General features: G+C 64.9%; 11 protein-coding genes. 7 read left to right on the top strand and 4 right to left on the bottom strand.

Annotation, left to right across the window (positions count from 1 at the left end; all coding sequences use genetic code 11):
• Positions 1 to 216: 216 nt before the first annotated feature.
• The 3 genes from ACOI2T_RS25390 to ACOI2T_RS25380 all read right to left on the bottom strand — a co-directional run bounded on the left by ACOI2T_RS25390 (position 217) and on the right by ACOI2T_RS25380 (position 5,253).
• On the bottom strand, positions 217 to 867 hold the full coding sequence (locus tag ACOI2T_RS25390; RefSeq protein ID WP_409505902.1) for a nitroreductase: 651 nt from the start codon (positions 865 to 867) through the stop codon (positions 217 to 219).
• A gap of 135 nt (positions 868 to 1,002) precedes the next feature.
• Positions 1,003 to 2,181, bottom strand: a complete 1,179-nt coding sequence (locus ACOI2T_RS25385) for an NAD(P)/FAD-dependent oxidoreductase (RefSeq protein WP_409505901.1) — start codon at positions 2,179 to 2,181, stop codon at positions 1,003 to 1,005.
• Positions 2,182 to 2,475: 294 nt separating this feature from the next.
• Complete coding sequence (locus tag ACOI2T_RS25380; protein WP_409505900.1) at positions 2,476 to 5,253, bottom strand: helix-turn-helix transcriptional regulator; 2,778 nt, start codon at positions 5,251 to 5,253, stop codon at positions 2,476 to 2,478.
• Positions 5,254 to 5,476: 223 nt separating this feature from the next.
• Between ACOI2T_RS25380 and ACOI2T_RS25375 the strand changes: the two genes are divergently transcribed.
• From ACOI2T_RS25375 to ACOI2T_RS25355, 5 genes are all read left to right on the top strand, one after another.
• Entirely contained in the window at positions 5,477 to 6,424 is a 948-nt protein-coding gene (locus ACOI2T_RS25375; protein WP_409505899.1) for an alpha/beta hydrolase, read from the top strand.
• On the top strand, positions 6,421 to 7,173 hold the full coding sequence (locus tag ACOI2T_RS25370; RefSeq protein WP_409505898.1) for an SDR family oxidoreductase: 753 nt from the start codon (positions 6,421 to 6,423) through the stop codon (positions 7,171 to 7,173). The genes ACOI2T_RS25375 and ACOI2T_RS25370 overlap by 4 nt, the downstream gene beginning before the upstream one ends.
• Positions 7,170 to 7,901 (top strand): SDR family NAD(P)-dependent oxidoreductase, encoded by a 732-nt coding sequence (locus ACOI2T_RS25365; RefSeq protein ID WP_409505897.1) that lies wholly within the window; start codon positions 7,170 to 7,172, stop codon positions 7,899 to 7,901. The genes ACOI2T_RS25370 and ACOI2T_RS25365 overlap by 4 nt, the downstream gene beginning before the upstream one ends.
• 15 nt (positions 7,902 to 7,916) lie before the next feature.
• A complete protein-coding gene (locus tag ACOI2T_RS25360; RefSeq protein WP_409505896.1) occupies positions 7,917 to 8,339 on the top strand; it encodes a cupin domain-containing protein in 423 nt (140 codons plus the stop codon).
• Between the two features lie 134 nt (positions 8,340 to 8,473).
• A complete protein-coding gene (locus ACOI2T_RS25355; RefSeq protein ID WP_409505895.1) occupies positions 8,474 to 9,493 on the top strand; it encodes an NAD-dependent epimerase/dehydratase family protein in 1,020 nt (339 codons plus the stop codon).
• A 95-nt stretch (positions 9,494 to 9,588) separates the two neighbouring features.
• On the opposite strand, the gene ACOI2T_RS25350 is transcribed toward ACOI2T_RS25355, so the two are convergent.
• Complete coding sequence (locus tag ACOI2T_RS25350; protein ID WP_067857449.1) at positions 9,589 to 10,206, bottom strand: TetR/AcrR family transcriptional regulator; 618 nt, start codon at positions 10,204 to 10,206, stop codon at positions 9,589 to 9,591.
• A gap of 129 nt (positions 10,207 to 10,335) precedes the next feature.
• Between ACOI2T_RS25350 and ACOI2T_RS25345 the strand changes: the two genes are divergently transcribed.
• Positions 10,336 to 11,271, top strand: a complete 936-nt coding sequence (locus ACOI2T_RS25345) for a metal-dependent hydrolase (RefSeq protein WP_409505894.1) — start codon at positions 10,336 to 10,338, stop codon at positions 11,269 to 11,271.
• Complete coding sequence (locus ACOI2T_RS25340; RefSeq protein ID WP_409505893.1) at positions 11,264 to 12,415, top strand: hypothetical protein; 1,152 nt, start codon at positions 11,264 to 11,266, stop codon at positions 12,413 to 12,415. The genes ACOI2T_RS25345 and ACOI2T_RS25340 overlap by 8 nt, the downstream gene beginning before the upstream one ends.
• Positions 12,416 to 12,439: the final 24 nt, after the last annotated feature.

Below are 12,439 nucleotides of genomic sequence, written 5' to 3'. Positions count from 1 at the left end.
CCATCATGCAGTCGTCGCGGAGGCGTTTCGCTCGCATATGTCCGAGAAGGGCTGGCTGGGTGGGGCGCCACTGCTGTTGGTCCACGGATACATCGTGCCGAATGTGCGCAGGCTGGAAGCTGAATCGCGGGGGTCTCTTCGTAGGTCGGCTGCGCGGGCGGTGCTCGCAGGGCAATTATCGGGTCGGCCGGTGTCGAGGGATAGCGCGGGGGCCATCTAGTTTTCGGCGAGTGTGACGTTCTCGGTCAGCGGGTTTCGTGGAGTCTGAATGTAGTTGGCAGGAAAGGCGGGATCGGCGTATCCGATACAGAGGCCGCACAGCACGGCGTATTCGGCTGGGATGCTCAGCTGCTCTCGCGCCACGTCGGGGTACAGCGCGGTGGAGACCTGCACGCAGGTATCGAGGCCACGCTCAGTCAACGCCAGCAGAAGCGTTTGCAGAAACATGCCTACTCCCACGGCGTCAGGTAAGCCGAGATCCTGGTGCATGGCCACGATTCCGGCGACTGGGGCATTGAAGAAGTCCCAGTTGCGCAGCTGAGCGTTCCATCGTCCTTCGTCGTCATCGTGGGCTACCCCCATGGTGCCGTACAACAGTGCGCCTAGTTGGCGGCGGAGGTGGCTGTGCGATTCGGGAAGACCTAGCGTGGGAGGCGGGGTGGTCCGCACCCGCTTCGCCAGTGCCGCGGCGAGCCGGTCACGTCGAGTGCCTGACGCCAGGAACAACCGCCATGGTTGGACGTTGGAGTTCGATGGCGCCCGCATGGCCAGTGTCAACGCTTCGCGTAACAGCTCAAGCGGAACGGGCTTGTCCAACAGAAACATTCGTGATGAGTGGCGGCGCTGAATTACGTCACCGAGTTCCATGCGAGTCCTTTCACACGTCGGTGACACCTGTCACCGTCGAACGTGCCGGTCATTAAGCAGCCAGATTCACTCGCCGTGAGGCCGACCGGTCCGTCCGCGACCACGCGTCGTCATCCGGCGACGCGCCACAGCTGATTATCGATTGCCTTGCCATGCATTGTGTTTCGTCAGGGTCTTCTGCCGTTTGCCGCCTCGCGGCCAAAAGTAGCTGCCCGGCTTGCGGGCTTCTTTGGCAAGGAACGACAATGTGCCCTTGCACACTGACTCTTTAATGCTCGCCGCGAGGTGACCGCCGATGTGCATAGGCAAGGCCTCGTCGTTGAGACGCGACATCTGGATCGTGCCGGCGTGGCGGCCAAGGCTGATGCACTGACCTACTGAGGCGGGGCTCAGGGTTCTGGTCTTTGTGCCGGCGATGCGGGCCAGCACGGTATCGGCGGCGTGTGAGGCTAGCGGCATGGCGAGTTGACAGCTCATCCGCAACGGCTGTCCCGACGGGGACGCGGCGTCGCCCGCGGCGATGATTGTGGGATCGTCGAGGCTGGTGAGGGTTTCATCGGTGAGTAGCCGGCCGAGTCGGTCGGTGCGAAGACCACTGTCTGCGGCCAGTTTTGGTACACCGAATCCAGCTGTCCACACCGTGACCGCGCTCGGTACTTCATGCCCATCTCGCAAATGGATTCGGTCAGCATCGATCCGGGCGACGGTGGCGTTGTCGCGGATGGTGACACCCATTTTCTTGAGTCGCCTGGCCACCGAGCGGCGGCCACCTTTGGCCAACGTTGGCCCCAGCGCGCCGGTCACAAGGGTGATGTTGCGGCCCGCCTCAGCGAATTCGGCGGCGGCTTCGATACCGGTCAGGCCGCCACCGACGACAACGACCGGAGCGTGCGGCGGGATGCCGGCCATTCGAGCCGTCAGGCGCTGTGCTGCCTCGAGTTCTCCGAGTGGGTAGGCGAATTCGCTGGCTCCTGGCACCTCTGCTGGTGTTGGGGCGGTACTGCCGACGGCGTAGATCAGGTAGTCGTAGACCAGCGTGGCGCCCGAGGCCAATCGCACTTTGTGGGCGGTGCTGTCGATGCGTTCGGCGCTGTCGACCACCAGCTTTGCGCGGTCGGTGAGGATCGTCGTGTAGTCCGCTACGGCGTCGTCGTTTCCGGCCACCAACTGATGTAGGCGAATTCGCTCGACAAAGGTTGGTCGCGGGTTCACGACGGTGATGTCGATGTCGGAGCGCTGGCTCAGGCGGTTCGCGGCCAGCACGCCGGCGTAGCCGCCGCCGATGACCACGACGCGGGTGGTAGGGGTCGTCATATTTTCTCCTCGGTCATTCTGCGTTTCTGGAAGCGGCCAGCTTCCGTCGGCAGCGCTTCGGTATCGGTGGGATAGATTCACGGCGACACGCTCGCCGCGATCGCGTGGGTCAGAGGTGAGAAGCCGCCTCCGAAAACGTTCTTCGTACTGTCATCGCTTTGGGCCAGACTCGATGATGGGCATGGTTGACGATGGCACGGCTTGGGGCGGTGAAGGACCACGGAAAACCCGTAGTTCTAGGAGTCAGCGGTCGAGCTGGACCGTTTCGTTTGCGCGTCGTCGATCAGACGCGTGTCAATTGATAGGTGAGTTGCGCAGTTCTCGGCGCGAGCGGATCTGCAGTTTGGCGAACACTTTACGTAGGTGCCAGTCGACGGTGTGGGCGCTGATGAACATCTGCGCTGCGATTTCTTGGTTGGTGAGGCCGGTGCTGGCGAGTTGGGCGATTTGACGTTCTTGTGGGCTGAGGTCGCTGCCGGCGGCCGGTCGGGTGCTGCGGGGTTTCTCGCCGGCGGCGAGGAGTTCTCGGCGGGTCCGTTCGGCGAAGGCAGTAGCGCCGATGTGGGTGAACTGTTCGTGGGCCGTGCGCAGTGGTTGGCGGGCGAGGGTGGGGCGGCGTTCGCGGCGCAGCCATTCGCCGTAGAGAAGGTGAGCGCGGGCCAGGTGGGTGGCTAGTGGTGTCTGTTGTAGGCGGTGAATCGCTTCGAGGTAGAGGTCTTCGGCAGCAGGGCCGGTAGTGAGCAGGGCGCGTGAGCGGGCAAGCGCTCCGAGGGCCCATTCGGTGCCGCTGGCGGTGGTGCGTTCCGTGAGGTGTTCCAATGCCTCGGTGGCGGTCGCGTGGTCGTCGGCGCGGGTGGCGGCTTCGATCAGTTCGAGAAGTACGCGCCCATGGATGCCGAGGTCGTCGTACTGGTGGGCGGTGATGGCGGCTTGTAGTGCAATTTGATAGCGGCCGAGGCCGTTGTTGAGAACTGCGGTGGCGTAGTGGGCCAAGCCGGCGAGCCGGCCTTCTCCGTGTAGGGCGGCGTCGCGGTGGGCGGCGGTGACGAGCTGCATGGCCGATGCCTCGTTGCCGCTCCAGGCGGCGAGGGTGAGCCTGTGGTATCTCGGCGGGGTGTAATTGATTGCGGCGTAGATGCTTTCGGCCTCGACGATGAGGGTGTTGGCGTCGGTGTATTGCCCGGCGTCGATGTGGGCGCCGGCGCGTGAGATCAACGCGGCAGGCAGCATGGTGAGGGCGCCATTGATGGTGGCGTTCTGTATCGCATGGTCGGCCAACTCGGCCCAGCTGTGGTCGTCCCATGTTTCGTGGACGAGGGCTTCGTGCGCGATGGGGTAGGCGCGCCAGAACCACTCCATCGTGGTGTGGTCGTCGCCGTGTAAGTGGTTGCTGACGGTTCTGATTGCGCGCTGCATCGCCGACATCGCGGCGGCGGGTCCTTCTGTGAGCCGGGTGGCCAGCGCGAAGGTGAGGTGCTGTGCCGGTGTCGTGACGGTTCGACGTGGCGTGCGAGAGATGAGAGTCCGTGCAATGGTGCCGATGGCTCCGGTGGTGTCCTGGCGGCCGACGTACATTGCCGCACTGAGCGCTTCGAGCGATGTTTCGGTCGCCAATGTGGGATCCAGCGCTGCGGCGTGCTGTGCGGTTTGGGCGAACTGCGCCACGGTGTCGGCGAGCGCATCGGCGCTGCGGCTGGTTCGTGCGGTCGAGAAGGCCAAACGTGTCTGGAGTTGGGTCAGTCGTGCGCGTTGGTGGTTGGTAAGTGGGGCCAGGGCCGCGGCGGCGAGGAGGCGGCCCGCAGTGTCGAAGGATGCGATGTGGCGGTGCGCTTCGGCGGCGTCGAGGGCTCGGTTGCCACGGGCGGCGGCGTCGGGCGTTAGTTCGACGGCGCGGGTAAGGAAGGCGGCGGTGGCGGCAGTTCCGCCGCGTTGGCGTGCTCGGCCGGCTGCGGATTCCAGCTCGCGTGCGACGTCCTCATCGGGGGCATCGGCAGCGGCGGCGCGATGCCATGCTCGCCGGTCGGGGTCGAGTTCGGCGTCGGTGGTCGCAGCCAACGCGGCGTGAACCTCGCGGCGTGCTTCGGGGGTGGCTGCGCGGTAGGCGGCTGCTCGCAGTAACGGGTGCCGGAACTCCACGCGTGCGGCGATCCTGATGCGGTTGGCCGCTACGGCTGCATCTAGTGCGCTGTGTTTGAGCCCCAGGTGTGCCATGGCGCGATAGAGCAGGGCGGGGTCACCGACCGGTTCGGCCGCGGCGAGGAGGAGGAGGTGACGGGTGTCGTGGGGTAGGTCGCGCAAGGCGCGGCTGTAGTGGCGCTCGATCGCGGTGGCGGTGGGATGTGCATCAGGGTGGTGGTAGCCGCCAGCCAGATCGGCGGCGGTCAAGCCTTTGGGAATCTCCAGCAGCGCCAACGGATTTCCGCGGGTCTCGGCCACGATGCGGTCGGCAACGGCTTCATCGAATCGCCCGGGAAAGGTGGCGGCCAGGAGTTGTTTCGCGGCGCTGTCAGACAGTCCGGTCACGCTCATGGTGGGGATCCCGTTGATGTTGTGAATCGCGTCGCGCAACGCGAATATCATCCCGACCGGCTCGGCGCTCAGTCGGCGGGCGATGAAGAACAGCGTGTCTTGTGAGACGGTGTCGAGCCAGTGAACGTCATCGATAAGACACAGCACGGGGCGCTGACGGCCGGCAGCGGCGAGCATGCCCAACACGGCCAGGCCGACGAGGAAGCGCTGCGGCGCGGCGCCATCTCGTAAGCCGAATGCGCATTCCACGGCGCGACGCTGCGGCGGCGGCAACGCGGCACGGTGGTCGAGGACTGGCCCGCACAGCTCGTGCAGGCCGGCATAGGCCAGTTCGACGTCGGATTCGATGCCGCGGGCGCTGAGGACGTGGAAGCCATCAGCTGTTTCGCGCAACCAGGTCATCAGCGCCGTCTTGCCGATGCCGGCTTCACCGCACAAGACGACAGCTCGGCTGCTCCCTGACCGGATCTGGGTGAGCAGTTCGCGCAGGCATCCTTCTTCTGCTTCTCGCCCGCGCAGAGCTGGAGCTGATTCGGGGGCCATGCCGTCTTCGCTGTCCTTCGTCGCCGTGGGGTGAGGCTCACCCTGGGTGTTTGCGGCCGACCCCCGGCCACATCTCTGACTGGTGTCGATGGTGGCATACGTGAATGGGGCTCGCACGGCGTTGCGGGTGGTTGTCGACGTGAGGTGCGGCACGCTGCCCGGGTAGCAGAACTACGGGGTTTCCGTGGTCCCTGACACCGCATTGCGTTGGCAGGCTGACGGAATGACTGATCACGTGCTCGAACCGGCGGCCAAGGAGTTCGCCGATGCGACCGCGAACCCTCCGTTCCTCTACGAACTGGGTCCTGAAGGTGCTCGTGAGGTACTCGACGAGGTGCAGGCCGCGCCGATCGACAAGCTCGACGTCGAGGAACGCTGGGTCACGGTGGCATGTGATCACGGTGATGTGGGGGTGCGGATCGTGACGCCACTGGCGGCGCAGGGCCCGCTGCCGGTGGTGCTTTACATCCATGGCGGCGGCTGGGTGCTGGGCAACGCCGCCACCCATGACCGGCTGGTGCGTGAGCTGGCCGTGGGTGCGGAGGCGGCGGTGGTGTTCGTCGAGTATGACCGCTCGCCGGAGGCGCAGTACCCGGTGGCGATCGAACAGGCCTACGCCACCGCGCAGTGGATCACTGAGCGCGGCGCCGCGGAGGGGTTGGACACCGCGCGGATCGCGGTGGCCGGTGATTCGGTAGGCGGCGATATGGCTGCGGCAGTGGCGATCATGGCCAAGCAGCGCGGCGACGTCACGTTCATCCATCAGTCCCTGTACTACCCAGTGACCGACGCCGGCCAGGACACCGACAGCTACCGTGAGTTCGCCGACGGGCCGTTTCTGACCGCCAAGGCAATGGCGTGGTTCTGGGACTGTTATCTGCCCGAGGTCGCGATGCGCGCGGAGATCACCGCCTCACCGCTGCGCGCCACCGTCGAGGACTTGCAGGGTCTGCCGCCGGCACTGGTGATCGTCGACGAGAACGACGTCCTGCGCGACGAGGGCGAGGCCTACGCCCGCAAGCTCACCGCGGCCGGTGTGCGCACCACCAGCGTCCGGTTCAACGGCATCATCCACGACTTCATGATGCTCAACCCTGTCCGCGAGACCGCGGCGACGAGTGCGGCGATCGAACTGGCCATCCACACTCTGCAAAAGGCGTTCCAGAAATGAGAGTCACCGTTGTCGGAGCCACCGGCCAGATCGGGTCGAAGGTGGTAGATCTGCTCAGTGCAGTTGGGCATCAGGTTGTTAGCGCGTCGCGGCGAACAGGCATTGACGTGCTGACCGGCGAGGGACTGCAGGAAGCGCTGGCCGGTGCGCAGGTCCTCGTCGACGTCACGAACTCTCCGTCGTTCGACGACGAAGCGGCGATGGCCTTCTTCACCGCGTCGTCGGCGAATCTCACCACGGCGGCCAAGGCCGCAGGTGTGGGCCATTACGTGGCGTTGTCGATCGTCGGTGCCGATCGACTGCCCGACAGTGGATACATGCGCGCCAAAGTGGTGCAGGAACACACCATCACCGATTCCGGGGTGCCCTACACCATCGTGCGGGCCACACAGTTCCATGAGTTCGCCGAGATGATCGTCGGCTCCCTTGTGGTCGGGGACGAGATCCACGCGCCAGATGCGCGCATTCAGCCCATCGCGGCGGCCGATGTCGCGGCCGAGGTCGCGGAGGCGGCCCAACGCGAGCCGACCGATGCGGTGATCAATATCGGTGGCCCGGACAAGATGACCTTCGCGGACCTGGCTGAAGCGGTGACGACCGCGCACGGCGAACAAACCGCGATCTTGGTCGACCCGGCCGCCACCTACTTCGGCACGCCGGTGGACCAGCACAGCTTGGTCACCGGTGACGATGACCTCGACGCCGTCATCACGTCCACCCGGTTCGCCGACTATCTCGCCGCCCGATGAGCAGCGGAGAACTCGCGGGCTTGACGGCTCTGATCACCGGCGGAACCGCCGGCATCGGGTTGGCCTGCGCGGCGCTGTTCACCCGCGTAGGCGCCACCGTGGTCGTCAGCGGGCGTGACCAGGACCGAGGTCAACGGGCGGTGGAGTTGCTCGGGCCAGCAGCACGATTCGTCGCCGCGAATATGGCCGACCTGGGATCGGTGGGCTCCCTGGCCGACCAGGCCGGCGAGGTCGACATCTTGGTCAACAACGCCGCATACTTCCCCGGCGCGATGACCGTGGACGAAGATCCGGGTGTCTTCGACAAGGCCTTCGCCACCAACGTGCGCGGCGCCTATTTCCTCACCGCGGCCCTGGTGCCCGCGATGCTGCACCGTGGCCGGGGAAGCATCGTCAACGTCACCTCCATGGTGGCGCACAAAGGCGTGCCTGGTGCCTCGACCTACAGCGCCTCCAAGGCGGCGCTGGAAGCGTTGACCAAGACCTGGGCCGCTGAGTTCGGCGCCGCCGGTGTCCGGGTCAACAGCGTGGCGCCCGGACCCACCGACACCGAAGGCGTCGTCACCGAGTGGGGTGACACCAACGACGAACTTGGACGGCAACTACCCCTCGGACGCACGGCACAACCTGAGGAGGTCGCCGAGGCGATTCTGTTCTTGGCCCCGCCACGGGCACGCTTCATCACCGGATCCACCTTGCACGCCGACGGCGGCGGCGCCGCCATCTGAAGAGGAACCCGCATCATGTCTGACACCGCTCATGGTCATGTCCCCGACTTGACGACCGCGCTGACTGTTCTGCAATCCGTTACACCACCGTTCATTCCGACCCAAGCCGACGTCATGGCCGTGGTCATCGAATGGCCTCCCGGTGGCGCCGGTGCACCCCCGCACCGCCACCCGGGCGGGCCTGCGTTCGGCTACGTCATCGAAGGCGAGATGCTGTTCGAACTCGAAGGCGAGCCGCCCCGCATCATCAAGGCCGGAGAAGCGTTCTGGGAGCCGGGCGGTGATGTCATTCATTACTCCGACGCCAACAACCGAGACGACATCCCGCTGCGCTTCGTGGTCACCATGATGTGCACCCCAGGCCAACCGATGCTGGTTTTCGTTGACGCCGACGAAATCAGCCGACGTCGGCACCGCCGAGTCGCAGCCGGTGGATAGCTCCGACGTTCCGACCGCGGTGACGTCATCACCGCATCGTCGACGGCGGCAGAAGTGATAGCGGACGTGTATATGTCCGGCCGTAAACGAAACGGACTGCGATACAAGCGTTTTACGCAAGAGTGAGGAACATCATGGCAGAAAAGTCGTTAGTGCTGGTGACTGGGGCGGCGGGCTACGTCGGCAGCCACGTTGTCAACAAACTGCTGAGGGACAACTACCGGGTACGCGCCGCGGTGCGCAGCGAAGCCCGCGCCGACGAAGTGCGCCACAACGTCGACTCCCAAGGACTTGATCCCAGCACGGTCGAGTTCGCCTTCACCGATCTGGGTGTCGACGACGGATGGGTCGATGCGGTCAGCGGCGCCCGCTACGTGCTGCACATCGCCTCACCGTTCCCCGCGCAGAATCCGCTCAATGATGACGAAATCATCACCCCCGCCCGCGAAGGCACCCTGCGCGTGCTGCGCGCCGCGCGTGACGCCGAATGTGCGCGTGTGGTGCTCACCTCGTCATTCGCCGCGGTCGGATATTCACCCAAAGGCACCGACGACTGGACCGAAGACGATTGGACCGACCCCGCCGACGACAACATCGCCTACATACGTTCCAAAGCCATCGCTGAGCGAGCGGCCTGGGACTTCATCGCCGACCAACGGGCAAACCTAGAGCTGACAGCCGTCATTCCAGTAGGAATCTTCGGGCCCACCATCGGCACGCACCTGTCCACCTCGGTGCAGTTCGTACAGGCAATGCTCACCGGCCAACTGGAACGGGTCGTGCCGCAATACTTCGGTGTCGTCGACGTACGCGATGTCGCTGACGCACATATCCGCGCCATGACTGCTGAAAACGTCGCCGGCGAACGCATACTCCTCGTCGCTGACGGCCCGCCGCAGAGCTTCCTAAGCCTCGCCACCATCCTGCGAACCGGACTGGGAGATGCTGCCAGCAAGGTTCCGGTCAGTGAATACTCCGAAGACGAGGTACGCCAGCTCGCCCGAACTGAACCCTCTTTCCGTGAGTCACTGACCCAGTTGGGTAAGCGCCCTCGAATCAGCAACGCCAAAGCCAAAGCGCTGCTGGGCTGGTCACCACGACCGGTCGAAGACACCATCCTTGACACCGCCCGTTCGCTGCTGGACCGGCGGTGAACGGCTGTCACGCTTTGGATTTGAGCAACACGACGCTTAGCGGCTGCGAGGGCGAACTCGCGAATACGTCCCGCCCGCGGCTGCCTTCGCTGACGTCACCGCCCGCCATCGACCGGTTGAGCCAGGATGGCGCCACCCAGCCAGCGTCTGATGAAGCGCCGCAACTCATCTCGGGACCGCGTCGACTCGTTCGGTGCGACGAAGAACGACATCATCACGCGCAGCGTGAACTCGACGAGTTCGCGTTGCGCCGGCTCGTCGTAGCCGTACTTGTCCCAGTCGACGTCGAATCGCGTCAGCATCCGCATGCCGAAGGTCTGGGCCTCATCGGAAGCCAGATTGCCGGAATGTGAATGCAGGTAGGGCTCGGAGAGCAGGATTCCGAGGTGAGGTGTTCGGGTGACTTCCTCGAGTGTGAAGACGACCCCTTCGGTCATCGCCTCCGCCGGATCGGTGATACCGCGGACAGCCTCGGCGAGTCGATCGAAGAATCCGTCGACCGAGGCCAGGGCTGCCGCATGCATGAGCGAATCGGCCGTGGGAAAGTAGCGGTACACCGTCTGCCGGATCACGCCGAGTGACGCGGCGACGTCGGCGATGCTGACGTCGGATCCCGTCTCGGAGATCAGCTTGACCGCGGCATCGACGATGCGCGCGGTGGCCTCTTCGTCGCTGCTCGGTGGGCGTCCGTCCCACCCGCGCCTACGCGCCACCGACCAGATCTCCTGCCAACGACATTCCTGCAGGATATCGCCCCGGCCGTTGACGATCGGCGTCTCGTGAAGTAATCATACAACCACTGCGAGTTTTGTATGATTACTTCGATCGAACGAAGGTGCTCGATGACTGACCTGATAGTGCGGAAGATGCGGTTCGCGTTCGCCGACCACCACGTCCCGTTCCTGTGGAACGAAACCAACCCGGCGTTCTCGAGCATGGCCAACGCGGTGTCCTTCCTGGCCATCGCCTTCGAGAAGATGATCGGCCACATGATCACCGAGGCCATGCCGCACATCACCGACCCCGAGATCGCCGAGGAAGCACAGGCTTTCGTCCGGCAGGAGGGCCAGCATTCGATGGCCCACCGCCAGCACGCGAAGGGCCTCATCAAGAGCTATCCCGCGCTGAAAGGGACACTCGACGAGGTGATGCGCGCGTTCGACGACCTGACGGCCAACACGCCGCTGAAATACCGGCTCGCCTACACGGCCGATCTCGAGGCGACGTTCACGCCGGTGTTCAAGCTGATGCTCGATCACGACGACACGCTGTTCGCGCCGGGGGACGACCGCGTTGCGTCGCTGTTCCTGTGGCATTTCGTCGAGGAGGTCGAGCATCGCAGCTCGGCATTGATCATCTACGACGCGGTGGTCGACGATCCGTGGTACCGCATGCGGGTGGCGCCGTCGATCTTCAAGCACGTGTGGGGCGCGCTACGGATCGCCTGCGAAGGCTTCAACCAGCATGTCCCGCTCGAGGAGCGCAAAATCGACGCGCTGTCGATGTTCGGGATGCAGGCGAGGAAAAAGGCACTGATGCAACGGCTTCCGTTCTTCGATGTGCCGAACGACGGGCCGTTCGCCAATGCCTTCGGCCACCTGCCGGTCCGTGAGATGCTCACCGCGCTGAGCGGCGTGGTGCGCAGTCAGATCCCGGGCCACAACCCCGCCCACGAGAAACTGCCGGCGTTGGCCGACGAGTGGTTCGCCCGCTACGAAGCCGGTTACGAGGTCACCCAGTGGTACACCGCGGGGAAGAAGGACACCGCCAATGTCTGACCTGTGCACTCCGACGTTCGCCGATCTGGCAGCGCGACTTGGCTTTTCCTGTGACAGTGCGGGCGGCCTCGTCGAGTTCCGCAACCCCTTCGGTCTGGAGAACTGGACGCTGCCCGTCCTGGAACTCACCGTGATCGTCGGGGCGGTGCTCGCCCTGGTCTACGCGATCACCAGGCTGCGCCGCCACAACGACCCGACCAACCTCGTCCTGTGGTTCGGCGCGATCGCATACTTGTTGATCATCGAACCGCCCCTGTACTTCCCGGGTGCGTTCGGCATCAGCGAGTATGTCGATACGATGTTCGCTCACAACGTGTTCACCGTCGATTTCCTCTGGGGCCGGCTGCCGCTCTACATCGTCGCGATCTATCCGATGATGGCGACCGTGGCGTTCGAGATCGTCCGTACCCTGGGGGTTTTCCGGCGATACAGTGCGTTGGTGGGCGCGGTCTGTGTTGGATTCGTTCACCACGCGTTCTATGAGATCTTCGACCATCTGGGACCGCAATTGCGTTGGTGGGAGTGGACTTTGGACCACCCGATGAATCAGCCGTTCTTCGATTCGGTTCCGCTGCCCAGCGTCGTGGTGTTCGCCGCGCTGTGGCCGATGTCGCTGGCGTTCTGCGTGCAGATCTTTGTCGGCCGCTACGTGGACGAGGGCAAGACTTTCACCGGACCGCAGCTGCTGTGGCGGACGATCGTCGTCGGCGTGCTGGCATCGATCGGCACCGCGGTGCTTCCCATGCCCGCGACGATCGGCGCGGCGATATCCGGCAGCACCGGCGTCGGCGGGTTCATCTACGCCGCCGAGCTCGTGGTGCTCAGCGTGGTGGCGATACCGGTCCTCATCAGGCAGTGGTCGGTGGTGCGTCACCAACCGACCGAGCCGTATTCGAACCCGCTGATCCTGCGCTATGCCGTGGTTTACCTGGGTGTCATGGCTGTCCTGTGGGCCACCGCCCTTCCGGCGTACTTCGGCGCCGTCGACGGTGTCACCGCCGACGGCGATCCGATCGGCAGCCTCTGGTACACCGTGGCGTGCCTGGTGATCGCGGGGTTGTCCATCGCGGCGGCCGCGACGGCAACCAACGCTGCCCGCCGAGACTGCACAGAGATCGCAACTGTCGGCGAAAACGCGATCTGAGCGCAGGCTCGCGCAGATGGGGCA

It is taken from the genome of Mycolicibacterium wolinskyi str. Jessa 2025, assembly GCF_049241375.1.
Classification (GTDB): Bacteria; Actinomycetota; Actinomycetes; order Mycobacteriales; family Mycobacteriaceae; genus Mycobacterium; species Mycobacterium wolinskyi.
Note: the sequence above shows the minus strand (reverse complement) of the source record. Positions and strands in the feature narration are given on the sequence as shown.

What these genes read in the sequence shown, in the direction of transcription:
- ACOI2T_RS25345 (WP_409505894.1), top strand. Translation starts at nt 10,336, where the DNA reads ATGACTGACCTGATAGTGCGGAAGATGCGGTTCGCGTTCGCCGACCAC.
- ACOI2T_RS25340 (WP_409505893.1), top strand. Translation starts at nt 11,264, where the DNA reads ATGTCTGACCTGTGCACTCCGACGTTCGCCGATCTGGCAGCGCGACTT.
- ACOI2T_RS25365 (WP_409505897.1), top strand. Translation starts at nt 7,170, where the DNA reads ATGAGCAGCGGAGAACTCGCGGGCTTGACGGCTCTGATCACCGGCGGA.
- ACOI2T_RS25380 (WP_409505900.1), bottom strand. Translation starts at nt 5,253, where the DNA reads ATGGCCCCCGAATCAGCTCCAGCTCTGCGCGGGCGAGAAGCAGAAGAA.
- ACOI2T_RS25390 (WP_409505902.1), bottom strand. Translation starts at nt 867, where the DNA reads ATGGAACTCGGTGACGTAATTCAGCGCCGCCACTCATCACGAATGTTT.
- ACOI2T_RS25385 (WP_409505901.1), bottom strand. Translation starts at nt 2,181, where the DNA reads ATGACGACCCCTACCACCCGCGTCGTGGTCATCGGCGGCGGCTACGCC.
- ACOI2T_RS25375 (WP_409505899.1), top strand. Translation starts at nt 5,477, where the DNA reads ATGACTGATCACGTGCTCGAACCGGCGGCCAAGGAGTTCGCCGATGCG.
- ACOI2T_RS25370 (WP_409505898.1), top strand. Translation starts at nt 6,421, where the DNA reads ATGAGAGTCACCGTTGTCGGAGCCACCGGCCAGATCGGGTCGAAGGTG.
- ACOI2T_RS25360 (WP_409505896.1), top strand. Translation starts at nt 7,917, where the DNA reads ATGTCTGACACCGCTCATGGTCATGTCCCCGACTTGACGACCGCGCTG.
- ACOI2T_RS25355 (WP_409505895.1), top strand. Translation starts at nt 8,474, where the DNA reads ATGGCAGAAAAGTCGTTAGTGCTGGTGACTGGGGCGGCGGGCTACGTC.